The 25,122-nt window shown below is 65.4% G+C and carries 16 protein-coding genes; 3 read left to right on the plus strand and 13 right to left on the minus strand.

Annotation, left to right across the window (positions count from 1 at the left end):
- Positions 1–8: 8 nt before the first annotated feature.
- Genes QU663_RS01065 through QU663_RS01075 form a run of 3 tightly spaced genes read left to right on the plus strand, consistent with a single transcriptional unit; the run spans position 9 to position 6,474 of the window.
- Positions 9–1,403 (plus strand): SWIM zinc finger family protein, encoded by a 1,395-nt coding sequence (locus tag QU663_RS01065; RefSeq protein ID WP_021612176.1) that lies wholly within the window; start codon positions 9–11, stop codon positions 1,401–1,403.
- Positions 1,400–3,841: a DUF6493 family protein gene (locus QU663_RS01070; RefSeq protein ID WP_021612175.1), complete on the plus strand. Its 2,442-nt coding sequence runs from the start codon at positions 1,400–1,402 to the stop codon at positions 3,839–3,841. The genes QU663_RS01065 and QU663_RS01070 overlap by 4 nt, the downstream gene beginning before the upstream one ends.
- Complete coding sequence (locus QU663_RS01075) at positions 3,838–6,474, plus strand: DUF6493 family protein (RefSeq protein ID WP_021612174.1); 2,637 nt, start codon at positions 3,838–3,840, stop codon at positions 6,472–6,474. The genes QU663_RS01070 and QU663_RS01075 overlap by 4 nt, the downstream gene beginning before the upstream one ends.
- 139 nt (positions 6,475–6,613) lie before the next feature.
- On the opposite strand, the gene QU663_RS01080 is transcribed toward QU663_RS01075, so the two are convergent.
- The 13 genes from QU663_RS01080 to QU663_RS01140 all read right to left on the minus strand — a co-directional run bounded on the left by QU663_RS01080 (position 6,614) and on the right by QU663_RS01140 (position 25,045).
- The gene (locus QU663_RS01080) at positions 6,614–6,880 is read right to left on the minus strand and encodes a Txe/YoeB family addiction module toxin (protein WP_009053938.1); all 267 of its coding nucleotides are present in this window, start codon (positions 6,878–6,880) and stop codon (positions 6,614–6,616) included.
- A 2-nt stretch (positions 6,881–6,882) separates the two neighbouring features.
- Complete coding sequence (locus QU663_RS01085) at positions 6,883–7,146, minus strand: type II toxin-antitoxin system Phd/YefM family antitoxin (protein ID WP_005985322.1); 264 nt, start codon at positions 7,144–7,146, stop codon at positions 6,883–6,885.
- Positions 7,147–7,737: 591 nt separating this feature from the next.
- Positions 7,738–8,763, minus strand: coding sequence for a DUF1266 domain-containing protein (locus tag QU663_RS01090; protein ID WP_034481619.1), 1,026 nt, complete (start codon positions 8,761–8,763; stop codon positions 7,738–7,740).
- A 138-nt stretch (positions 8,764–8,901) separates the two neighbouring features.
- Positions 8,902–10,407: a hypothetical protein gene (locus tag QU663_RS01095; RefSeq protein WP_021612171.1), complete on the minus strand. Its 1,506-nt coding sequence runs from the start codon at positions 10,405–10,407 to the stop codon at positions 8,902–8,904.
- Positions 10,404–12,002 (minus strand): hypothetical protein, encoded by a 1,599-nt coding sequence (locus QU663_RS01100; protein ID WP_304990622.1) that lies wholly within the window; start codon positions 12,000–12,002, stop codon positions 10,404–10,406. The genes QU663_RS01095 and QU663_RS01100 overlap by 4 nt, the downstream gene beginning before the upstream one ends.
- 78 nt (positions 12,003–12,080) lie before the next feature.
- The gene (locus QU663_RS01105; protein WP_304990623.1) at positions 12,081–13,610 is read right to left on the minus strand and encodes a hypothetical protein; all 1,530 of its coding nucleotides are present in this window, start codon (positions 13,608–13,610) and stop codon (positions 12,081–12,083) included.
- The gene (locus QU663_RS01110) at positions 13,607–15,205 is read right to left on the minus strand and encodes a hypothetical protein (protein ID WP_296490811.1); all 1,599 of its coding nucleotides are present in this window, start codon (positions 15,203–15,205) and stop codon (positions 13,607–13,609) included. Before QU663_RS01110 ends, QU663_RS01105 begins: the two co-directional genes overlap by 4 nt.
- Before the next feature lie 112 nt (positions 15,206–15,317).
- A complete protein-coding gene (locus QU663_RS01115) occupies positions 15,318–16,886 on the minus strand; it encodes a hypothetical protein (RefSeq protein ID WP_021611128.1) in 1,569 nt (522 codons plus the stop codon).
- Positions 16,883–18,463, minus strand: coding sequence for a hypothetical protein (locus tag QU663_RS01120; RefSeq protein ID WP_304990624.1), 1,581 nt, complete (start codon positions 18,461–18,463; stop codon positions 16,883–16,885). The genes QU663_RS01115 and QU663_RS01120 overlap by 4 nt, the downstream gene beginning before the upstream one ends.
- Before the next feature lie 174 nt (positions 18,464–18,637).
- On the minus strand, positions 18,638–20,188 hold the full coding sequence (locus QU663_RS01125) for a hypothetical protein (protein WP_304990625.1): 1,551 nt from the start codon (positions 20,186–20,188) through the stop codon (positions 18,638–18,640).
- Entirely contained in the window at positions 20,185–21,762 is a 1,578-nt protein-coding gene (locus tag QU663_RS01130) for a hypothetical protein (protein ID WP_304990626.1), read from the minus strand. Before QU663_RS01130 ends, QU663_RS01125 begins: the two co-directional genes overlap by 4 nt.
- Before the next feature lie 173 nt (positions 21,763–21,935).
- On the minus strand, positions 21,936–23,456 hold the full coding sequence (locus QU663_RS01135) for a hypothetical protein (RefSeq protein ID WP_304990627.1): 1,521 nt from the start codon (positions 23,454–23,456) through the stop codon (positions 21,936–21,938).
- Positions 23,453–25,045 (minus strand): hypothetical protein, encoded by a 1,593-nt coding sequence (locus QU663_RS01140; RefSeq protein ID WP_304990628.1) that lies wholly within the window; start codon positions 25,043–25,045, stop codon positions 23,453–23,455. Before QU663_RS01140 ends, QU663_RS01135 begins: the two co-directional genes overlap by 4 nt.
- Between the last annotated feature and the right edge of the window lie 77 nt (positions 25,046–25,122).

A 25,122-nucleotide genomic window follows, 5' to 3' on the forward strand; every position in this document is an offset into this window, starting at 1 on the left:
GGAGCGACATGGACTACGAGCTGGCCTACCGCTACGGTGTCCCCTCGCGCCTGGATGAGGGCGCGGGGCTTGCGCTGGCGACATCGGGAGGGTCCACCCCCGAGGGGGAGGCGGCGCACCCCTATTTCTTCTCGGGCTTCATGGAGCGCCCCGACGTGGTGGCCGCCGGCCTACTCGCGGTCGCGCGCGTGGCGCGCACCCGCTTTTACGTGCCGCCCGGCATGGTTCCCACCCCCGGTGGGGGATTGACGCGGATCGGGATGCTCGACCCGGTGGTCACCAGCACGGCGGAGGGCCTGCGCTTTGAGTCTTTTAGCGTCTGCTGCGGCGTGTACGCGCGGCTCGACGTGCAGGCCTCGGCCCTGGACGCCACTCACTGCGCGGTCGGCGTGACCAACGTGGACGTGAACCAGCCGCTGCGCGCCGCCCTGGCGTCCCTGCGAGCGGGGGAACCCCTGCACCTGGGCGTGGGCGAGGAGGGGCTGACGGCCACGACCTTGGACGAGGAGGTCACGGAGGAGAAGGTGCAGCTGTCCTTGCGCTGGCTCAAGGGCTTCGCGGAGACGCAGATGCTCAGCTCTGTGATGATGCCTCTCCACGCGTTGAACGCCGTGCAGGCCCGCGCGTTCATCCGGGGTCTGCCCAGGTCCAGCGCGACGGGCACGGTCATGTGGGCGGGGCGTGCTGTGCGCGGCCTGCGCCTGGGGACCAGGCCCGCTCCGGGGGCCGCGTGCGTCGCCGGGCCCGAGCGCCTGCGCGTGTTCGAGCCTCTCCTGCACCTCATGACGTCGCTTGAGGCCTACGGATCTCACGTGGACGCGGGCAGCGAGCCGGTCGCCTCCCTGTGGGTTGCCTGCCTGCCCGGCGCGCGCCTGAGCGTGGGGCTCAGCCCCGCCAAGTCCCGCGGCTTTTCCGGGGAGGGCGCGGTCCTGGCCTCCCTGGGGGATCCGCGCGTCGAGGAGGACGCGGACATGCTCTCCGCCCTGCTCTCCTTCGAGCCGCGCATCGATACGCGGCTTATGGCCGCCCGCTCCGGCCTGGCCCCCGACCGGGTGGCCGGCGGCCTGGCGCTCCTGGCCTCGAGCGGGCAGGTCGGCTTCGACGTCACCGAGGGCGCCTACTTCCACCGTCCCCTGCCCGTGCGTGCCGACGCGCTCACCGCCATGCACCCGCGCCTGGCCGGGGCGCGCACGCTCATTGAGCGCGGCGCGATCACACGGGAGGAGGGCGCGCGATTCCGCGTGTCGTCGGGTGCGAACCGCTACCGCGTGGAGGTACCTGCCGACCCCTACGCCATCGGCGAGTACCGCTGCACCTGCCCGTGGTGGATGAAACATAGGGGAGGGCGCGGTCCCTGCAAGCACGTCCTCGCCGTTTCCCTGCTCCTGAAGGAGGAATCGTGAGCACCATCCGTTGGCTGCCCGACACCCTGGATGAGTGCATGGACTTTTGGAGGCTCCACCTGTGGGTCCGGCAGCACCCGGGCCTGTGGACGCTCGACCAGGTCTACGCGCGCATGCTGGAAATCAACGACGGCCCGCCCACGGATGCTGACCTGGCCGTGAGCACCCGCCTGTCCGATCCGTGGATGGACGGCATCGGCTTCCTGCGCCTGGCGGAATTGAAGGGTGACCTGGCCCTCGAGCATGACGAGCGATTCCTGACGGCGCTCATCGGCCTCGAACCCGGGCTGCAGCTGCCCCTCATGCGCGCCGATCGGGAGCTGCGCGAGGAGCTGGTGTGGGGGATGCTACGCCAGGAGGGTAACCGCGGCGTGTCACTGTCCGCCTCCGACCGTTCTGCCTCCATGGGCTCGAGGCGGGCGCCCGGCTGGTCGCGCACGCTCGCTGCCTGCGCCGACGAGGGGCTCATCGACCGGGATCGCCTCATCGATGCCCTCCTCGCCATGCTTGCCGCTGACCTGCCTTCCGCGCGCGCCGGCTGGCATTCGCGGACCCTGCGCCTGCTTGCCATGACCCTGGACGAGGCCGAGGCCCGTCAGGGGGCCCTGTGCGCCCTCATGTCCTCTCCCGTCGGGCCGACCGTCACCCTGGCGGTCGGGCAGCTGACCGCCCTTTCGAAGGGCGGGCGACTCGACCTGGAGCTCTTTGCTCGCAGCTGCGAGGGGGCGCTCATGGGGTCGAAGGCGAACGCCCTGCGCGTGCTCGGGGTCCTGCGTGATGGCCTCGGCGCCGTGGAGGGCACGGACCTCGAACCCCTGCTCGGCGTCGCCCTCTCCTTCCCGGACGCGCAGGTGCAGCGGGCGGCGCTGGGGCTGGCGCGCGATAACGTGACCGCCAGCCTCCTGACGCGCGAGAGCGTCGCCGCCATCGTGCGTCTGGCCGACCTGGATCCGCTGGTCGTCCCCGAGGCGCGCGAGTTCGTGTCCGTCTGCGCGGTGGGTGACCGGCCCGGCCCTGGCCTCGTGCCAGAAACCCGGGGCGAGCCGGGTTCCTTCCTGCCGCCTCCCCGCGAGGCGGGCGACCTGGTACCGATGAGCGCCGAGGACGTGAGCGGGCGGGTCGGCGTCCTGGCCGAGAAGGCGCAGATGGGGCTCGAATACGAGGCGCTGCTCGCGTTCCTCGCCTCTCCAGAGTTCACCCCGGACGCGCTGGAATCGTTGCGCCCGCTCGTGCGGCACCTGACCACGCGCAGATTTGGGTACGAGCGCATGCTCGGATCTCTCCTGCAGATAGCCCTCGATGGGGGAGGGGAGGGCGTGGAGAGCCCGCTGGCCGCTGGCACCGCCTGGTTGGAATCGGAAAATATGCCGACCCTTCTGCGAGAGCGCATCATCGAAGTTGTGGGCCTGGTCGAGTGTGGACGGCGCTACCGTCTCCTGGCCACGCCCACCGACGACCGGGGAGCCGTGAACCCGCTTGTCCTCGTGCACCGCGCCCTGGACAACGGGGACGCCGCGCCCCTTCCCGCGGACCTCACCCAGGCGCTGCTGCGCGTGGACACCGAGCACCCGGACTGCGCGGCCGCGCTTGCGCTCGTGGAGGAGCGGGAGGCGGAGCTGCCCGCCGCGGATCGCATCCGCCTCGCGCTCACGGGTGCGGTGCGCAGACGGGCCGAGGGCTACCTGTCCTCCCTCGCCGTTGCGTGGGAGGGGCACCCCGCCTACGAGTCGCGCAGCGGGAAGCCGAAGGTCGCGCGTGACGGCTCGCCCGTCTACGCGTTCTTTACCCCGCGCGTCGTCGGCGCAGATACGGGCGCGACAGGCCCTGAGCTGGGCGCGCTCGCGGATATTGCGAGCGCCTCGGGTGATTTTACTGCCCACCGATATCTCTACCCCGCGTCGGTGCGTCACTTCGCCGTCTGCCTGATCGCCTCGCAGTGGTATGTGCTTGACAGTACGCAGCTGACCGCTGACTGCTATCGGGCCCTGTGTGAGCACGGCGGGCGCTGGGATTCGCTGTCTGCCCAGCTCCTCGGCCAGGCGATGGGCGAACGCGAGGTCGAGTCGCGCGCGCTCGGCGTCGAGGCCCTGGCCGCCCTGGTGGCGCGCGGTGACCTCTCCTTCGACCAGGCCGTGGCCGGTTTTGAGGCCGTGGCACACACCGTGAAACTGAACCGGTGGGCGCAGGCGTTCCAGGATCTGGGGAACGTGGACCCTCGCCTCGCGCTGGACCTGGCGCTCGCGCTGCTCCCCGGGATTGAGCGCGGGCGCACGGGCATCGGGCAGCTGCTGGGCGTCGTCACCGCGCAGTACGCGCGGGCGCAGGCTGAGGGGTGGGCGCCGCCGCTCGGCGAGGATCTCGTCGGCTGGCTTGGCCTTTTCCGAGGCTCCTCACAGGCCGCCAAGTATGCGCGCACGCTGAAGGAGATGAGCCAATGAGTTCGCCGATGACGCTCCCCGCCCGCAGGGCGGCCCTCAAGCGCCTCCTCGCCTCCGGGGAGAGCGCCATCGACGCCTACGAGCGGGTGCTGGAAGGGGCCTCGGAGAAGGATCGGCGCTCCCTGTTCAAGTCCGTGCCCTTCGCTCGCCTCGTCCCGCCAGCCGTCGAGTGGGAGTGGGACGCGGTCCCAGAGGACACGGTGCGCATGTGCGCGTTCCTGCGCGCCGCCCTGGCTGGGAGCGATGATGCCGGCGACGACTACGGTGCCCGGTGGTCGGGCCGCCGCGGCGGTGACCCGCGCGAGGGGGCGGACCTGGAGCGTCTGCTCGCCGCCCACAGGCGCGGCGCGGCTGGGCGCAGCGGTGAGTGGCTCGAGGAGGCCGCCGGGAGCCCCGGCGGCGTTGCCTTCTGGCACACCTACCGCTCCCTCCTGGCCGAGCGTGGAGCGTTCCTCACCTCCGCTCCCTCCCTGGAGTACTTCGCGCGCAGGATCATTCCCGCGCCCCACCCCACCTCGGATGGGACGCAGCGCTTCTTCGAGGAGAACCCGACCTTCCTGGAGCACGAGTTCTGGCAGTTTTTCCGCGTCGAGGGCGCCCTGCCGGGCTCTGCCCTCTTCGTGTGGATGTACCGCGAGGACCCCTCCGCGCCCGGCGGCGACTTCGAGCGCCTGCACAGCCACGACCTGGTCCGCTACATGGCGACGCGCCTCCCGCAGCTGCGACCCCGCATCCTCTCCGAGTGTCTGGCCGCGCAGCGGCGCGACTTTTCCGCGTACAACGCCCGCGTCTTCTCGCGGGCCTGGGAGGCACTCGAACCGACGCGCGAGGAAAAGGTCGCGGCGGCCTCGGACCTCATCGCCCTGCTCGGAGCCCAGCCCTCTCCGACGGTGTCCCTGGCCCACAAGGCCCTCCTCGGCCTCGTCGGGGAGCTGTCGGTGGGGCAGGTGGACGTGCTCGTGCGGGGCAGCGCCCAGGTCCTCGCGCGCTCCGAGAAGAAGCTGCTGCGCGCGCACGTGCGCCTGCTCGCCGCCCTCGTCAAGGCCCATCCCGGCTGCGCGGCCGCCGTCAGCGACGTCGTGGGTGCCGCCGAGTTCCCCCTCGACCTGCGAGACCGCGCAGCCGCGCTCGTCGCGGCACCCACTGGTTCCGGGGACTCTGACGGTTCCGGGGACTGTGGGGACGAGGCCGGGGCCGGGCCTGCGGGGGCGGCCGCCCCCGGCGCAACCGCCCGGGGACGTGAACCCGGGGAGGGGGCCCAGGCCTCGTGGACGTTCCCGGACGCCCCCGCAGCGGACCTGCCGCGCACGTCGCATACCGCCGAGCTGCCCGACGACAATGACGCGGCCGTCGCTGCGTTGCACGCCCTCTTCGAGGACGCGGCAGCGGGCGCCGCCCTGCCCGCGCTCCTGACGCGCATCAGCGGCGAGGGCATCGAGCTGGCGGAGGCCGACAAGGCGCTGCTCGCCAGGTACTGGCGCAGCGCCCCCAACTGGAAGGGCGCCAACCAGCTCTCCTACCTGGCCTCGCGGCTCCTGCGCGACGTGGATGTGAAGGACGCGCCCGAGGCCGGCCACTTCCGCGGCTACCGGCGCAAGGGCAGCGAGTGGGAGCAGCACCGCGGCCCGGTCCGCCTCCTGCACGAGCAGCTGCGCGTCGCATTGGGGGACAAGCCCTACGACAAGCCGAACGGTCAGGACATGTACCGCTTCGACCCGATCCTGACCGAGCCGCTGGAACCCATCGAGGCGCAGTGGGAGCGGCAGATCATTCGGGCTCCCTATCAAAAGCCTGTGAGCGTCGTGCGCGGCGAGTACACCAAGACGGACGACATGCACGAGACGTGGGTGATCCCCGGGCAAACCCTGGCCACGGGCGAGGACTCGCTGGCGGGCGCCCTCGCCAACGTCGCGGGGGTGGCTCCCGAGTTCACCGGGCGGCTCCTGGAATCCGGGGACTACCGGTCGAGCGGCGTCGCCTACGCGTGGGCTGCCTGGGCCCTCCAGCACAACCCGGACATTCTGGCTGCCCACGCGATGCCCGTCCTCCAGGGTGCGTTTGTCAAGTTCCCGCAGGTGATTGCGCCCTTCGAGGTGGTCGTGCGCGCGCTGGGGGAGGGGTGGCGGGCGCCGGGCGCGCCCACCTACTCGGCCCTGGCGTGGGCGTCCACCGCCGCGCAGGCACCCTACCGGGCCATCGCCGCCGAGGCCATCGCGAGCCTCGCCGACACCGGCCGATACGACCCGGCGGCCATGGCTGGTGAGTTCGGCTACCTGCTGCGCAACGGGTGGTTCGGTCCCGGGCGGGTCGCCCAGACGCTCACCGACTGCGCGTCCATCTCGGCGCTGGCCGGCTACCGCGTCGCCCAGACCATCGCCGTCCTGCTTCCGTCACTCGTTGGCATCCGGGGTTCGAATCGTATGGTCGAGGCCCTGGTGGCGCTCGCGGGCGACTACGGCATGAGGGTGTGCGTGCCTGATGAGCTGCGCCCCAAGATGAAGGGATCGAGCGCTCTCGCTCAGGCGCTGCGGGCGCTCGACGCGCTGCCCCACGCACCCACGCGCCACGCCCGCGAGGCGGCGGAGGCGCTCGGCGCGGCGTGTGCGCGCCGAGATCGAGGCACCCCTGCGTGACCTGATCCGCTGGGGACTCTTGACGTACTGAGTGGTGTTGTGTGCGTGGGTGCCGCGGCTGCAGGGGCAGCCGCGGCGCCCGGCGTCAGGGCGTTGTTACTTGTTGTCGGGGTGGATGCAGTCCGGGCCTCGTGAATGTTTACTGGCCGTAGTGGAAGCGGCAGGAAATGATCCAGAGGGCTTTGCCGTCGTCGCTGATCTGGTAGATCAGGCGGTGCCGTGAGTCGATCCGGCGTGACCAGTACCCCGAGAACTCGTAGCGAAGAGGCTCAGGCTTGCCGATCCCCTCGTTTCCGTTGCGCTGGATGTCCTTGATGAGTGCGTTGATGCGCTTGAGGGTCTTGCGATCCTCGAACTGCCACCAGACGTAGTCGTTCCAGGCCTCCTCATCCCATGTGATGTGCATGGTCAGTCCTCGTCGAGCTCAATGAGGTCGTGAACGACGCCCTCGCCAGCGCGGTGACGTGCGATCGATTCGCGCAGGTGGCGGGCGTTCGCGGGGGACTGCATGAGGTAGACGGTCTCCATGAGGGACTCGTACTCGTCGAGGGCGATGATGACGGCGCTCTCGTGGCCCTGGCGGGTGATGACGATTTCCTCGCGGTCGTTGACGACCTGGTCGAGGACCTCGGCGTAGCGTGCGCGCGACTCGGTGTAGGTCATGGTTTTCATGGGGTGCTCCTCTGCTCGCCTATGTACAGAATAGTGTACAGGAAGTGAGGGTGTGTGTCTCCAGCCGGATGGTGATGCGCGGGGCAACACCTCCGTGCGGGGGCCGGCTACTGCGGGACTGCTGGCGCGGAACTGATGACGCGGGGTCTGCATCGCGGCGTTCTTCACCTGGGAGGGAGAAGGCTGTGCGTTCTGGATAGGAAATGCCGATCTGGATAGGAAATGCCGATCTGGATAGGAACCGCTGATCTGGATAGGTTGTTTTCCTATCCGCAACGTCATAACCTATCCAGTTCGTGGTTTCCTATCCACTTCGTGGCCGCCCATGCCCATGCGCGTCCGCACGTGGGCCCGATGATATGCACATGGGCCCTTTCATCCGCACGGGGGGCAGCGCCGCCTACGCGCAGGTTATGGGGTTTACGTGTGTGTCAAGGGGTTAACGTGCAGCCCTTAGTGGCCGCGGTGGTGAGCTTTCGCTTTCAGGCGGGCGAGGTGGCGTTTCTCTTCAGCTTTCTGCCTCTTCTTCTGCCTGGTTACGGAAGCTCGTTCTCGTGCCGTGCGTTCGCGTTCCTGTGAGCGGAGGCGTCGCTACTGGATGGCCGGCTTGCCGCCGGAGGACAGGGGGGCGCGGCTGCGCGACTGGTTGTCGAGCTCCCGCTCCCAGGCCGAGGAGCGCTCCCACTTTTGGGGTGACAAGAGACGCAGGTCCCCCATGGACGCGATCGCGTCGAGCAGGAGGAAACGTGGGGCGGGGTAGGGGGCATCCCACGGGATGGCGGTCCACAGGCCCTTCGGGCCCAGCAGGAAGGTGCCTCGGTTGCGCTCGTGCAGGTCGTTGGTCGCCTCCTGCGCCTTACCCTCGGCGGCCCACAGCCAGCGGGTTGTGCGGAACGCGTCCCAGACCTCGTTCCACGAGGAGTAGGACAAGTCCAGCGCGCGGTTGACGAGAGCGAGAGTGTCCCAGGCCTCGTCCTCGCTCAGCCAGCCGAGGCCCGCCCCCGCGCGCGTCAGCATCGCGACGCGCAGGAAGTCCCACGCCCCAAAGTCCACGGATTGAATGCCGCGATCGTTGGCGACGATGCGGTTGATGCGCCAGCGTTTTTCCCACGCGTAGGTGTCGTTGTCCGCGGTTTTGTTCAGGCGCGCGAGCGTCGAGGAGACCCACGAGGGGTTGGCGCATTGGGAGCGCAGGCGCTCGTAGTCCTCGCGGTGCCCGGACTTCATGAGCGTGTAGAGCTGGCGGAGGAGGCCGTCGCGGCCGGTGATGCCCCAGTCGCGGGCGAGCATCTGCTCGATCGCCCGCTTGTCACCCAGCGCGAGCGTGTCCACCGTGTTGCCCTGGCACAGCGCGTAGGGGATCGCCGGGGCGAGTAGGCGCGCCTTCGGGTTCGCCGCCAGCTTCTTGAGCGAGCCTGTGAGTTTCGGGGTGTGGTGCTTGTTGAGCTTGTCCCACTCCTCGCCTTTTCCGGCCTTGCGCACGTCGTGCGGCGCGGGGGTGGCGCCCTTGGAGCGGTCGAGTGCTTCGCGGATGAGGAGGTAGGGCGTGCAGAGCACCAGCAGGGCTATCGCCAGTGCAACGGGGACAGGTATCTGGGAGACAAGATGCGCGAACACGGACACGATTCTGCCCGATGGCTGGTAGGTCACACAAGCGATGGGCGCGATGGGGACGTGGGACGAGGCCGGGGCCGGGTTGCGTGGGTCCCGGCCCCGGCCTCGTGGGTCGGTGTCGGTCAGCGCACGTCTTGGGGGTCAGCCCGCCCGCTTCGGCGTGATCCCCATGAGGACCGTTTCCGGGTGGGGGTAGAAGCCCAGGAAGGAGCGCAAGCGAGTAAGCCACGAATCCGATCGCGTGGGGGATGCGATGAGCAGGTCGTCGTAGAAAGGTACTGCGTCGTGCAGGCCAACGTCCTCCAGCGAGGCCAGCTGGATGCCCGAGGGGGCGGTATACAGGTTCATCGGTGGGTTCTTGTCCGTCGAGTCCTTATCCTCCGGGGGTTGGGAGAGGATCAGGGAGCCGTCCGTTGCTGCGATTAGGCTCTCCGGATAGGTGCCGTTCTCGGCCCCGCCCGCTCCATTCGTCGCCATCAGACGATGGCCATTCAACATGGAGAAACCCTTTGTGGAGTTTTGATTCCTCTGTACGCATACGGACGCCCAGGGGAACTCCCCAGAGGTGAGAGTGGATGTTGCCTGCTCGCTCGTCGGTCGCGCGACACGGCCTTCCTCATCCCAGCACGTGGCGGATCCGACGTCTGACACATGTATGAGCGGATCGGCGAGGAGAGTGCGTGACACCTCGGTTCCGTCAGGGGCCAGCGTGACGAGGAGGCGCTGCCTGGGATCGTTCGTCCCTCCCTCCAGCAGCCATCCGTCCGCGACGGGATGGAGGCCTCTGGCGTTGTAGGTCGCGCTCTCGACGAGGGTGCCGTCAGCCAGGTGGAGGAAGGCACCGGCCTGGCGATCCTCGTAGTTGAAATTCCGGGAAACGGGAACGTAGCCGTCGACCGCCGTCACGGGCAACGGGAGGCCGGGACCCTGAAGGTCCTCGGAGGACAAGGACACTTCATATCTCCACGCTTCGGTGCCGTCCTTGTTCCATCCCAGGCACAGGTAGTCGAAATCCTGAACACCATAAGGTTTGTCTCTCGGGTAACAGACGACAATGATGGGCCACGTCACACGCGAGAAACCCGTGTACCCCGGATCGACATAGTCGCCTCCCACGTTGATGAAGGCCTCGTCGTCACCCTGTACGAAGCGCGAGGTTGCATCCGCGGGGAGCGGCGTGTCCCAGGTGGCCGTGACCTCGCCGTCGGCGACGCGGATCGTCTGTCCCGCGACCACGATGGAATCCTCCCACGCGAACATCGGAGAATCGACAGCGGACACCTCGCGGCGCCACAGGACCGAGGGCTTCTCGCCGCTCAGGTCGAGGCCCACGAGCGTGGAAGGCTGACCCTTCTCTCCGAAAAGGGCGACGATAAAGCCGTCGACCTTCACGTAGGTCAACAGTGATCCACTCACACCCAGATCCGAGGCCGTCACCTCCCAGGCGACGTCGAAACCCGAGGCAAAGTCCGGGGAAAGCGTCGAGGAAACCCGAGCGTTGCCTGAGTATCCGACGGGCCTGTGCATGAGCCAGGGGGCACCGACGGCTAGCGCGCCAACGAGGGTGGCGGCCAATGCGATGGCGAGACAGCGCAGGAGGACTGGGAGGGCCTCGCGCCAGGAAGTCAGCTTCTTTGGGAGGTTCATCGGACGCTCCTTGACGCTTTGTGGGTGGGGGTCAGGCCGACGACGCGCTCGCCGGGGGCTGCAGACAAGCCTGCAAGGCGCTTGTACCAGGGGGCTTGGGCCGGCGACGAGAAGCCGACGATCAGGTCGTCGAAGATGGGCGTCGCTGCAAGCATATGGAGGTTCTCCCATCCGGGGACAGCGTAGGAACTGATGGCGTACTTGTCTGAATCGGATGCGTTGCTGGTGGCATCGGCGGCCGCATTCACGTCGACGAGAACTGGGTTCCACTCGTACTTGGGGATAAAGGAGGCGGAGGCCACGTTGACGTGGGGGAGAAACACGACGGACGCATCCTTACTGAGCGCGGGGTTACCCAGCCACACACTGGGGTTCTCGGTGTCAGATCCGTAGTACGTCATTCCCGTGTTGAACTTTGTGTGCTCGTTGATGACGAGTGGAGTGTCGTAGCCTCCCGGGCCTCCCGGCGACACGGTGATCGAGGAGTCCCACGATGCCTCGCCCGTGGCCGCAAAGTGCATGAACTGTTCTGTCGTTGGGGTCTGCGCGGAACCGAGATCGGGGTATGTTCGCAGGAACAGGAGGCGCTCCGAGGCTCGATTATCCAGATGCATGACCTGCGGGTTTGAGCCGTCGGGGGCGACGGTCGCGATGTATCCAACGTCGTCGCCGACGATCCACCCGTCGGAGGCACGCAGGATGAGGTGCTGCTGTTTAAATTTCGCGGTGACGCGGCAATAGGGCTCGCCGGACGACTTGTCCAGCGTGGCGGGCCCGCACGCCTCCTCGATGGCGTCCAGGCCGACACGCTGTCCGGTTTCCAGGTTGAGGAAGCCCGTAAGCTCGTCGAGCGTATATCCCATGGCCGGGCCGGCCGACGATGGCTCCCACGCGCGTAGGGGCACCCAGCCCTCCAGTGGGGTGACGGAGTCGGGGAAGGAGCCGGTGGAGGCGTCGAAGTCCCACACGTGGGTTCCGGTCTTGTCCCAGGCCTGGCAGGGAGCGGACGAGGGGGTGGGGCAGTACAGGCGAACCGGTCCGATCGGCCCCGTGCTCGGTCCCGCTCCCGAGGGATGTTGATAGGGGGAGTCCCCTAGGCGAACGCCCGGGGTCGGCCAATCCGAGCGCGTCGACCCGTCAGCGGTCGACACCAGGGTGTTGCCCACGAGCAGGTCATCGCCCCACCAGGTCACCCCATCCTCGTCGTCGACGTTGGTGCGCCACAGCTCGCGCGGGGTGGAATAGGAGGCGTCGAAGGCGACGACGCTGCGCTGAGCCCCCTTATACCCGACCAGATAGATGTATTCGTCACCGACGCGGAAGTTGTCGATGCGGTCCAGGCCCGCGTCGGCCGCGTCGATCTGCCACGCCAAGCGCACGCCGTTGACGAAGTCGCCGGAGAGGAAACCGGTGTCCTGGGCGCGGCCGTGGTAGCCCCACGAGCCGTTCGCTGAATGCATGACGGCGAGGGCGCACAGGATGGACGTTGTCACCATCCACAGGCGCGTGCCGAAGGTGAAGGGGCAGATGATTTTGTAGTAGAGGCGTTTGAGTGCGCCTGCGTTACTGTAGTCGTCGTCGTTGGGACATCTCATGGTGTGATCCTATCGGGTGATCGACGAGGCCGGAGCCGGGTTGTGTGTCCCGGCCCCGGCCTCGTGGATCAGCCTTGGTCAGCTCGCGCGCCTCGGCGTGATCCCCATGAGCACCGTGTCTGGGTGGGGGTAACCACCGAGGTAACGCAGGAAAATGTTGCGTTTGGGAACAGGGGTCGCGATGAGTAGGTCATCGTAGAAGGGCTGCGCGGACCTTGCCCCGACCTGTGAGAGGGAGGCAACCTGCTTGCCGGAACGCGTGAAGTGGAGAGTCGGAATGTTGTCCTTGTCGAAATCCTTCACGACACTTTTCTTTGGGACGCTGAGGATCAGCGAGCCATCGGTCGAGAAGAATGATCCTTGTTCGTACTCCGTGTAGGTGGGTGTTCCATCCTCGTCGGCGGCTAAGAACCACCTGCCGTTGAGGGCGTAGATGCTACTGCCTGATCCCGAAGTCACAACATTACTGCACATGGGTGTCCAACCGTGCCCCGTGCGGAGGGCTGCTAGTGCCTGCTCGGTTGTTGGCTGAACTGCTTGTCCATCGGTATCCGTGCACGTGGTGGTGATGAGTGTCCTCCAGGATAGTGAGTTGGTGGTCAGAGCCATCGTCTCGCGGAGGCTGCCGTCTGGGTTCAAGACGGCGATGTCGTCGTCTTCAAGCTGAGAGTAACTCATCCCGTTAATGATCCAGCCATCGCTTGTTGCGTAGACGTTGTCGATGGAGAGGCGACCGGAGAAGGCCACGCCGAGATCCGTGACGGAGCCGTCGACGAGGCTGAGGAACGAATCGACATACAAATCATAATTCTTCTCATAGTGCCCGACGATGAGATGGTCGTCGACCGTGGCGACACCGGTTGGCTGAACCGTCAGCCTATCGGCGTTCCTCGTGACCGCGTAGTTCCAGGCCTGGGTGCCGTCCTTGTGCCACCCAGTGCACGAGGGGCCCTCATCGCGATCGCCCGACCTCGAGTCGTCGATGGACGTGCAGGTGACCACGACGGACGAGGTGATGGGAACAAAGCTCGCGCCGTCACCCCACGATGGGCGCGACGGGGACAAGACACGTGGGGAACCGAGATCATGGTCGTACCCGACAGTGGTGGGCAGGGGAGAATCCCAGGTGGCGGTGACTGTGCCATCGGATGCGCGAATTGTCTCCCCGCCCGCGATGATCGAGTCGTCCCATGTGAAGAGCGTGTCACTCTCAGAGTTGAACTCGTGGCGCCACAGAACGGTAGGAGTGGAACCGCTCGGATCGATGCCGATGAGTGTCCCTGAGGACGTTGTCGCACCTTTCGACGACCCATCTTTCTTGCCGGTGACCGCGACCAGCACCCCATCGACCCTCGTGGTGGCCGCGATCGGCCCATCGACGCCCAGGTCCTTGCTCGTCATCTCCCAGGCGACGGAGAACCCGGAGGAGAAATCGGTGGAGATGGCCTGCGAGGGGTGGGCGTGACCGGAGTAACCGGTGGGGAGATGGATCAGCCACGACAGGCCGATCCCGAGGACCACGGCGATGGCGGCGACGAGAAGCTTCCTCTCGCGGATAAAACCAAGCACGGAAACAAGGAAGTTGCGCGCACTATCCGAGGCAGTCATCGAACGCTCCTCATCGGTCCGGGGGCGGGGGTGAGTCCGACGATGCGGTCGCCGGGTGAGGGGGCTAGGCCAAGCAAGCGCTTGTACCACGGTGATGTCTCAGGGGATATGCGAGCGACGACGAGATCATCGAAGAGAACTGTGCCGGATGAAACCTGCAGGGTGCGCCATCCGGGGACTGCGGAGTTCTTTAGCCAATACTCGCCCTTATCAGGCCTGCTCCAGTCTGCCGCGGCCGCCGCCGAGTCAACGAGGAGAGGCGTGTAGTAATCCTCTCCCCTGCTCTTGGCGTTGGGGAACAATGCCACCGATGCGTCGCGGCTGTAGGCAATGCCGCGCGCCCACGTGGAAGCGTCCACATCGTCATCGAAAACTTGACGATCAGTGACGATCTCCTGGTTGTCGTTGATGATGACTGAGGCCATGACCGAGCCCGGCGACGTGTAGACCACCGCGCTCGAGGCCTCCCACGTGTGCTCGCCGGTGGCGCCGTAGTGGAGGAGGTCCTCTGTGGTGGGCAGTTCGGAATCGTCCGTCACGTGGACGGTCAGGAAAGCGATGCGTTCCATTGCCTCGAGCGACAGAGTACCCACCCTCGGATTCGATCCGTCAGGGGCGACGGCGGCAACGTTGGAGTCATTCGGGCTGGAGGAGCTTACTCGGAGTCCGTCGCTGACGATCCAGCCATCCCTGCCGCGAATGATGGGTAGCTGGAATACGTTTGGATGGACCAAGCGACACGTTGTCGTACCGTCGTAATCCTCCTCTTTCGTCGGGCCGCACGACTCCTCAATGGCGTCGACCCCCGTGCGTTCGCCCGTCTCCAGGTTCAGGAATCCGGCCAGGTCATGCGCAACGGGTGGAAGAGTCTTGTCCGGCCACTTGCGCGCTGTCAGCAGCGGCACCCAACCGTTCACCGGGGCGACGACGTCAGGGAACGCATCCGAGGAAGCATCGAAGTCCCACACGTGTGTTGCAGTCTTGTCCCAGGCCTCGCACCGTCCGGTGGAGAGGTCAGGGCAGTACAGGCGGATCGGGCCGATCGGGGCGCTTGACCATCCCTGGGAACTCGGTCGCGTGTACGCGCTTGTCCCCAGCGTGGTTCCCGTTGACGGCCACCCGGTGGTGATGGTCCCGTCGGCGGGTGAGATGAGTGTGTTGCCGACGAGGAGGTCCCCGTCCCACCAGTGCACGCCGGGTTCGTCGTCGACGTCGACGCGCCACAGTTCGCGCGGGCTGGAGTACGAGGCATCGTAGCCGATTGCGACCCGCTGGCTTCCCTTGTAGCCCACCAGAAAGAGGTAGCCGTCGCGTGCGATGTACGTGTTGATCATGTCCACATCAGCATCGTTTGCATCGATTTCCCAGGCCAGACGCACGCCGTTGACGTAGTCGCCAGAAAGAAAGCCAGTGTCCTTGGCGTTACCGTGGTAGCCCCACGAGCCGTTCACTGAATGCATGACGGCGAGCGCGCAGATGATGCTGGTTATCACCATCCACAGTCGTGCTCCGTGGGTGTGTGGGGTAATGATCTTGTACCAGAGGCGCTTGAATCGCCCCGCCCACATGTAGTCTTCATCGTCTGGGAATCGCATGGTTCGATCGTAACCGCATCCGCTAGTAACCGGGTAATTTTGACGGCCTCGTGGATCGGTGCGCGTCCTGCGACTCAGTGCCGACCTCGTGGATCGGCTCGCGTCCTGGGGGTCAGCCCGCCCGCTTCGGCGTGATCCCCATGAGCACCGTGTCCGGGTGGGGGTAGGTGCCGAGGAGGGCGCGCTGGCGAGCAAGCCACGAATCCGGGTGCGCGGGGGACGCGACGAGCAGGTCGTCGTAGAGAGGAATCGCGGACGATGCGCCAACATCCGAAAGTGCCGCAAGGCGAACGCCCGAGGGCGCGTCATAGAGGATCATCGTACGCGCCGACTTTACGCCCTCACCGTCAGGAGAATCAGATCGAGCCTCCGCGACCAGGAAGGAACCGTCCAATGCCACGATCGGCGTGCGGCCGTAGGATGCCGGTTCGGGGTAGCCGTCCGCGGTGGTCACCATGAGAACTTGGCCGTTGATGGCTTTCACGTCGCTCACGTCGGTGTCCGTTCGTTCGATGCACGCCGCAGCCCACGGCACTTCTCCGGTGTGAATCGTCTCGATGGCCTGTTGGGCAGTGGGGGTGACAACCTGGCTCTGGGGATCCCAGCAAGTGGTCGCTCTGAAGGCCTTCCACGTCAGGGATCCGTAGACGCGGGGAGTCTGAGCGATCTGGTGTCCGTCCGGGGACAAGCTCACGTAATCCTCTGCAAACTTGCTTGTCGTCGACGGACGGACAGTGAGCCACCCCTCGCTCGTGGGCAGTATCGATGATTCGATGAGGCCACTCTCGGGGAGGTCGCCGCGTACGTAGCTGCCGTCGACGAGGTTCATAAAGCCGTCGATGACCCAAGCGCTCATCCCCGGTTCTTCATCATCCAAGCTAGGGTGAGCTACATACACGTAGCCGTTGGCTGCGGGAACATTTATTGGGGCGTGTTGACGGCCGTCGTCCCCGCTTGTGCGATAGGTCCACGCAACCGTTCCGTCCTTGCGCCACGCCTGACAGGAGAACTCGGCGTCATTGGGAATAGACAGGTCCCAGCTCTTGGCGGGTTCGCAGGTGAGGGCCACCGGCCACATCACCCGGACGAAGGGACTTTTCTGCCCGAGAGCGTAAGGATTTCCAACGAGAGTGCCAGGTTCAGGACTGTGTGAGAAATAGCTGGGTCGTAGTTCCGTCGGAAGGGGCTCTTTCCACGTGGCAGTGACGGCACCGTCGGAGGCGCGGATCGTCTGATCGCCGACGACGATGGAGTCCTCCCACACGAAGAGCTTGCCGCTCGTCTTGGTCAGGTCGTGATGCCACAGGACAGTGGGGGTCTTTCCGCTTGCGTCGATGCCGACGAGCTCGGCGGTCGATGTGGCAGTCTTCTTGTTTGTGGGTTGAGACGGTTCGTCTGCCTGCTCGGGGAGGGCGAGTGCGATGAGTACCCCGTCGATCGTTGTGGTGGCAGCAATCTGCCCCGTGATGCCGAGATCAGAGGCCGTGGCCTCCCAGGCGACGTCGAAGCCCGAGGCGAAGTCCGGGGAAATGAAGGAGGAGACACGTGCGTTGCCCGAATACCCTGTCGGCCGGTGGGTAAGCCAGGACAATCCGAGGGCCAGAGCAGCGACGATGAGAACGGCGATGGCCGCGATGAGCTTGCTAACCGGGCGGGGAAGGCGACGGATGGATGTGGTCATCGGACACTCCTCATTGGTCCGGGGGTGGGGGTCAGGCCGACGATGCGGTCGCCGGGAGAGGGAGCTAATGCAAGAATGCGCTCATACCACGGTGAGCTTGTAGTAGATATGCGGGCGACGATGAGGTCGTCGTAGAGTGGAGTTGCCGAGCGAACACCGAGGTCATCCCAGCCGGGTACAGCGTCGTCTCGGAGCGAGTAGAAGGGTGCTGACTGAGTATCCTCCGCACGTTCTGTGTCGAAGAGTAGAGGCTTTCGATCCTCAAGGCTGGTGTATACAGGGGAGTCGTTCACAATACGGGGCATGAGTATGACGGAGGTATCCCGGCTCATCGCGGGCCTGCTCCACCATGCGGATGAGTCCTCCCGTGCTTTCGTGATGTCCATCTTTGTGTCTAGCTCGCGGGTTCCGTTGATAACGAGGAGTGGCCCGAAATTATCGCCGTATCGCTCCACAAGTGCGAGATCAGCTTCCCACGTCCGTTCACCCGTGGCCGCGTAGTGCAGAATCTCCTCGGTGGTAGGCAGGGAAGCTTGGTCGGATGACGGGTAGAGGGTCAGGTAGCTGAGCCGGTTAAGTTCCTCGGCACTCAGGGTGACCACCCTGGCGTTGGAACCATCGGGGGCGACGGCTGCAGCATTCATTTGCCCGTTGCTGATTACCCAGCCGTCCCGGGCCCGGATGAGAGGCAGTCTGTAGTTCGGTTCTGTCATCGTGCAATGAAGTGTTCCCTCGTATTCCACAAGCGCAGGCTCACATGCTTCCGCGACGGATTCGAGCCCGGTGTGCTCACCGGTGTTGAGGTTCAGGAAGCCGGCCAGTCCTCTGCCGATTGAATCGGGGGTCATATGGTATGTGGAATAACCCGAGTACAAGAGCGGAACCCACCCGTCCACGGGAGCGACGTCGTCGGGGAATGACCAGCCTGACGTGTCGAGATCCCACACGTGTGTCGCGGTCTTGTCCCAGGCCTCGCACAGTCCGGTGGCCGGATCGGGGCAATAGAAACGGACAGGCCCGATGGGGGCCGTCGACCAGCCTTCCGTCGAGGCGTGCTCGTAAGGGGAGACTCCCAGATGAAGCCCAGACGACGACGGCCAGCCAGTTGTTACCTTCCCATCTGCTGGAGAGATCAGTGTATTGCCGACGAGGAGGTCGCCGTCCCACCAGTGCACGCCGGGTTCGTCATCGACGTCGACGTGCCATAGCTGGCGGGGGGTGGAGTTGGAGGCGTCGTAGCCGACGGCGATGCGCTGGCTCCCGCGATAGCCCACCAGGAAGAGGTAGCCGTCGCGTGCGACGTAGTCGTCGATGCGGTCCAGTCCTGCGTCCGCTGCATCGATTTGCCAGGCCAGGCGCACACCGTTGACGTAGTCGCCAGAAAGAAAGCCAGTGTTCTTGGCGTTGCCGTGGTAGCCCCACGAGCCGTTCGCCGACTGGATGACGGCGAGCGCGCACAGGATCGACGTTGTCACCATCCACAGGCGTGCGCCGAAAGTGAAGGGGCAGATGATCCGGTACCAGAGGCGGGTGATGGCCCCGGCCTCGACGTAGGCGTCTTCGTCTGGGAATCTCATGGACCCGATCGTAACCGCATCCGCTAGCAACCGGGTAATTGTGCTGGCGTCGCAGCCCAGACGAGGCCGGGGCCGGGTTGCGTGGGTCCCGGCCTCGGCCTCGTGGATCGGTGCGCGTCCTGCGACTCAGTGTCGGCCTCGTGGGTCGGTGTCGGTCAGCGCACGTCGTGGGGGTCAGCCCGCCCGCTTCGGCGTGATCCCCATGAGCACCGTGTCCGAGTGGGGGTAGGTGCCGAGGTAACGCAGGAAGATATTGCGCTGAGGGACGGGTGTCGCGATGAGTAGGTCATCGTAGAAGGGCTGCGCGGTCCTTGCTCCGACCTGCGAGAGCGAGGCGATCTTGACGCCTGACCGGGAGTAGTACAAGGCTGGAGCTTCTTCCTTGGTGGAGTTCTTCTTGTCGCTCTCTATCGACTGGATGCCGAGGATCAGCGAACCGTCGGTCGAGAAGAATGATCCTTGTTTGTAGTGCGTGTCAGCGGGAATTCCGTCCTCGTCGGGGGCTAAGAAGTTCCTGCCGTTGAGGGCGTAGATGCTGCTGTCGGGTCTGTTACTTTCAACTCCGTAGCACGTGGGTGTCCAGCCGTGCCCCGTACGTAGGGCTGTGAGGGACTGTTCAGTTGTCGGGCGAACGGTATACCCATCGGCATCCACGCACGTGGTGGTGATGAATGTCCTCCACGATAGTGAGTTGGTGGTTAGCGTCATCATCTCGCGGAGGCTGCCGTCAGGGTTTAGGACAGCGATGTCACCGTCTTCAAGCTGCGCATAATCCATCCCATTGAGGAGCCAGCCGTCGCTTGTCGCGTAGATCTCGCTTGTCGCGTAGATGGTGTCGATGGAGAGGTGACCAGAGAAGGCCACGCCGAGATCCGTGACGGATCCGTCGATAAGGCTGAGGAATGAATCGAGGTACGGATAATTGTCGTCGTAGTGCCCGATGATGAGATGGCTGTTGGTTGTAGTAATAAAGGTTGGCTGAACCCTCTGCCTATCGGCATTCCTTGTGAGCGCGTAGTTCCAGGCTTGGGTGCCGTCCTTGTGCCACCCCGTGCACGAGGGTTCCTCGTTGCGATCGCCTTCCTGTGAATCGCCGATACGCGTGCAGGTGACCACGACGGGCCAGGTGATAGGAATGAAGCTTGCAACGGCGCCCCAAGATGGGCGCGACGGGGACAAGACAACACGTGGGGAACCGAGATCCTCCTCGTATCCGACAGTGGGGGGCAGGGGAGAATCCCAGGTGGCGGTCACGACCCCGTCGGATGCTCGAATTGTCTCCCCGCCCGCGATGATCGAGTCATCCCAGGTGAAGAGCGTGCGACTCGGAGATTTTAACTCGTGGTGCCACAGAACGGTGGGAGTGGATCCACTGGGATCAATGCCGATGAGTGTCGCTGGGATTGGCTCTTGTGAGTTGGATGATTTGCTCTCCTCAGCGGCGAGCACGACGAGGACCTCGCCGACCCTCGTGCTGGCGGCGACCGGTGCCGTGACCCCCAAGTCCTTGCTCGTCATCTCCCAGGCGACGGAGAACCCGGAGGAGAAATCGGTGGAGATGGCCTGTGAGGGATGCGCGTGTCCGGAGTAGCCGGTCGGGAGATGGACCAGCCATGACAGGCCGAGCGCGAGGATCGAGGCGAGCGTGGCGACAAGCAGTTTTCTTGCACGGATAAAGGCAAGAATGGAGGTGAGAGGGCTGCGTGCATTATCCGAGGCAGTCATCGAAGGCTCCTCATCGGTCCGGGGGCTGGGGTGAGTCCGGCGATGTGACCGCCGGGTGAGGGGGCTTGGCCAAGCAGGCGCTTGTACCACGGTGATGTCTCGGGGGATATGCGGGCGACGACGAGATCATCGAAGAGAACTGTGCCGGATGAAACCTGCAGGGTTTGCCACCCGGGGACGGCACCATCCTTAAGCCCGTAGTCGTCCTGACCAGGTGTTGTCCAGTTGCGTTGTGCTATCGCCGAGTCGACGAGGAGCGGCGTGGAGTCGGGGATCAATGCCACCGACGCGTCGCGGCTGTAGGTAATGCTGCGCGCCCATACACGAGCATCCACTATGTGCGCGTCCATATCGTCATCGAAAACTTGACGATCAGTGACGATCTCCTGGTTGTCGTTGATGATGACCGAGGCCATCCCAGAGCCTGGCGACGTGTAGACCACCGCGCTCGAGGCCTCCCACGTGTGCTCGCCTGTGGCGCCGTAGTGGAGGAGGTCCTCAGTGGTGGGCAGTTCGGAATCGTCCGTCGCGTGGACGTTGAGGAAAGCGATGCGTTCCATTGCCTCGAACGACAGGGAGCTCACCTGCGGGTTTGTGCCGTCGGGGGCGACGATGGCCACGTAGGACTCTCTAGCGCTCCTGAGCCCGTCACTGATGATCCAGCCATCCCTGCCGCGAATGATGGGTAGTCGAAATGTGCTTGGATTTAGTGGGCGACACGTTGTCGTACCGTCGTAATTCTCCTCTCTCGCCGGGCCGCACGACTCCTCAATGGCGTCGACCCCCGTGCGTTCACCCGTCTCCAGGTTCAAGAATCCGGCCAGGTCAAATGCAACGGGTGAAAGACTCTTGTCCCTCGACTTGTCTGTTCTCACCAACGGCACCCAGCCGTTCACCGGGGCGACGACGTCAGGGAACGCGTTCGACGAGGCGTCGAAATCCCACACGTGTGTCGCGGTCTTATCCCAGGCCTCACAGTGTCCGGTGGAGAGATCAGGGCAGTACAGGCGGATCGGGCCAATGGGGGCGCTTGACCATCCCGTAGAGGTGGGGCGTGCATATGCGTTCCCAGCCAGGGAATCACCCGACGACGGCCAGCCAGTTGTTACCTTCCCATCTGCTGGAGAGATCAGTGTATTGCCGACGAGGAGGTCGCCGTCCCACCAGTGCACGCCGGGTTCGTCGTCGACGTCGACGTGCCATAGCTGGCGCGGGGCGGAGTGGGAGGCGTCGTAGCTGACGGCGACGCGCTGGCTCCCGTGATAGCCCACCAGGAAGAGGTAGCCGTCGCGCGCGATGTAGTCGTCGATGCGGTCCAGGCCCGCGTCCGCCGCGTCGATTTGCCAGGCGATGCGCACGCCGTTGACGAAGTCACCGGAGAGAAATCCGGTGTCCTCGGCGCGGCCGTGGTAGCCCCACGAGCCGTTCGCTGAATGCATGACGGCGAGCGCGCACAGGATGGACGTTGTCACCATCCACAGGCGCGTGCCGAAGGTGAAGGGGCAGATGATCTTGTACCAGAGGCGCTTGAGCGACCCCGCCCACCTGTAGTCGTCTTCGTCTGGGAATCTCATGGACCTGATCGTAACCGCATCCGCTAGCAACCGGGTAATTGTGCTAGCGTCGCAGACCAGACGAGGCCGGGGCCGGGTTGCGTGGGTCCGGTCCCGGCCTCGTGGATCGGTGCGCGTCCTGCGACTCAGTGCCGGCCTCGTGGGTCGGTGTCGGTCAGCGCACGTCCTGGGGGTCAGCCCGCCCGCTTCGGCGTGATCCCCATGAGCACCGTGTCCGGGTGGGGGTAGGCACCCAGATAGGAGCGTAGACGGGCGATCCGCGAATCCGGGCGCGCGGGGGACGCGATGAGCAGGTCGTCGTAGAAAGGTACCGCGTCGCGCAGGCCAACGTCCTCCAGCGAGGCCAGCTGGATCCCCGAGGGGGCGGCATACAGGTTCGTCGGCGGGTTTCTGTCCGTCGAGTCCTCATCCTCCGGGGGTTGGGAGAGCATGAGGGAGCCGTCCGTCGCGGGGATCATGGTGTCCGGGAAGCTGCCGTACTGGGAGCCGCCGTCCGCTTTCGTGGCATTCAGGCGGCGCCCGTTCATCATGGAGACCCCGCCAAATACAGTGGTGTCCTCACGGCGTGTGCACAGGTGTGCCCAGGGGACCTCCCCCGTGGCCAGAGTGGATGCCATTTGCTCGCTCGTCGGTCGCGCGACGCGCCCGTCCTCGTCCCAGCACTTCACATGGTTGAGGTCCGTCAGCCGTATGAACGGATCGGCGAGGCGAGTGCGCGAGACCTCGGTTCCGTCAGGGGCCAGCGTGACGAGGGCGCTCTGCTTGGGATTGTCCGTCATCGTTCCCTCCAACACCCACCCGTCCGCGACGGGACGGAGAGTTTTGGCGTCGTAGGTCGGTCTCTCGACGAGGACTCCGTCGGCTAGGTGGAGGAAGGCTCCGACCTGATTATCCTCGTAGTTGAAATTCCGGGAGACGGGAACGTAGCCGTCGACCGCCGTCACGGGCAACGGGATGCCGGGGCCCTGAAGGTTGTGCGGGGAGAGGTTCACCTTATATCTCCACGCTTCGGTTCCGTCCTTGTTCCATCCCAGGCACAGGTAGTCGAAATCCTGAACACCATAAGGTGTGTCTCTCGGGTAACAGACGACAATGACGGGCCACGTCACGCGTGAGAAACCCGTGGATGAGGGGTCGACACTGTCGCCTCCCACGTTGATGAAGCCCTTCTTATCAGACCTATCAGAATCGTAGAAGTACGAGGTAACGCTCGTGGGGAGCGGCATCTCCCAGGTGGCGGTGACCTCCCCGTCGCTAACGCGGATCGTCTGTCCCGCGACCACAACGGAGTCCCCCCACGCGAACATCGGCGAATCTACCGCTGCTACCTCGCGGCGCCACAGGACCGAGGGCTTCTCACCGCTCAGATCGAGGCCGATGAGCGTGGAAGGCTGACCCTTCTCCCCGAGAAGGGCGACGAGAAGCCCATCGATCTCCGAATAGGCGCGCAGCGACCCGCCTACCCCGAGGTCCTCGCCCGTCAGCTCCCAGGCGACGTCGAAGCCCGAGGCGAAATCCGGGGAGATCAGGGAGGATGCGTGCGCGTCGCCGGAATATCCGACCGGCATGTGCATGAGCCAGGAGGAACCGACGGCCAGCGCGCCGACGAGGGCAACACCGAGCGTAATAGCGAGTCGGCGGAGGAAGGTCAGGACGGCCTCGCGCCAGGAGGCCAGCGTGTTGGAGAGAGTCATCGAACGCTCCTCATCGGTCCGGGGGCGGGGGTCAGGCCGACGATGCGCTCGCCGGGGGCGGCAGACAGGGCGGCTAGACGCTTGTACCAGGGGGCCTGCGCGGGCGACGCAAAGCCGACGATCAGGTCGTCAAACATTGTTGTCGCCGACGTCATGTGGAGGTTCTCCCATCCGGGGACAGCGTAGGAACTGATGGCGTACTTGTCGGAATCGGCTGCGGTGCTCGTGGCATCGGCGGCCGCATTCACGTCGACGAGAAGCGGCCGCCATTCCTTCTTGGTGATGAAGGAGGAGGTAAGGGCCACGTTGATGTGGGGGAGGAACAGAGCAGATGAATCCTCGCTGAGCGCGGGGTTACCCAGCCACACGCTGGGGTTGTCGGTGTCAGTTCCGTAGTACGACTGTCCGGTGCTGATGATGGTCTCCTCGTTGATGGAGATCGGGGCGTCGTAGTCTCCCGGCAACACGGTGATCGAGGAATCCCACGACGCCTCGCCCGTGGCCGCAAAGTGCATGAACTGTTCTGTCGTAGGGGTCTGCTCGGAACCCAGATCGGGGTATGTTCGCAGGAACAGGAGGCGCTCCGAGGCTTGTGCATCCAGGTGCATCACCTGCGGGTTCGAGCCGTCGGGGGCGACGGTCGCGATGTATCCAATGCCGTCGCCGACGATCCACCCGTCGGAGGCACGCAGGATGAGGTGCTGATGTTTAAATTTCTTGGTGATGCGGCAATAGGGTATGCCCTCCGAATCCTCCAGCGTAGCGGGCCCGCACGCCTCCTCGATGGCATCCAGGCCGACACGCTCTCCAGTGTCCAGATTGAGGAAGCCCGTGAGCTCGTCGAGCGTATATCCCATGGCCGGGCCAGTCGACGATGGCTCCCATGTGCGCAGGGGTACCCAGCCCTCCAGTGGGGTGACGGAGTCGGGAAAGGAGCCGGTGGAGGCGTCGAAGTCCCACACGTGGGTCCCGGTCTTGTCCCAGGCCTGGCAAGGAGTTGAGGAGGGAGCGGGGCAGTACAGGCGAACAGGCCCGATCGCCCCCGTGCGTGGTCCCGCTCCCGAGGGATGCTGATAGGGGGAGTCCCCTAGGCGAACGCTCGGGGTCGGCCAGTTCGAGCGCGTCGACCCGTCAGCGGTCGACACCAGGGTGTTGCCCACGAGCAGGTCATCGCCCCACCAGTTCACCCCTTCCTCGTCGTCGACGTTGGTGCGCCACAGCTCGCGCGGGGTGGCATATGAGGCGTCGAAGGCGACGACGCTGCGCTGAGCCCCCTTATATCCGACCAGATAGATGTATTCGTCACCGACGCGGAAGTTGTCGATGCGGTCCAGGCCCGCGTCGGCCGCGTCGATCTGCCACGCCAAGCGCACGCCGTTGACGAAGTCACCGGAGAGGAAACCGGTGTCCTGGGCGCGGCCGTGGTAGCCCCACGAGCCGTTCGCTGAATGCATGACGGCGAGCGCGCACAGGATGGACGTTGTCACCATCCACAGGCGCGTGCCGAAGGTGAAGGGGCAGATGATCTTGTACCAGAGGCGCTTGAGCGACCCCGCCCACCTGTAGTCGTCTTCGTCTGGGAATCTCATGGACCTGATCGTAACCGCATCCGCTAGCAACCGGGTAATTGTGCTGGCGTCGCAGGCCAGACGAGGCCGGGGTCGGG

The organism is Schaalia sp. HMT-172 (genome assembly GCF_030644365.1).
Classification (GTDB): Bacteria; Actinomycetota; Actinomycetes; order Actinomycetales; family Actinomycetaceae; genus Pauljensenia.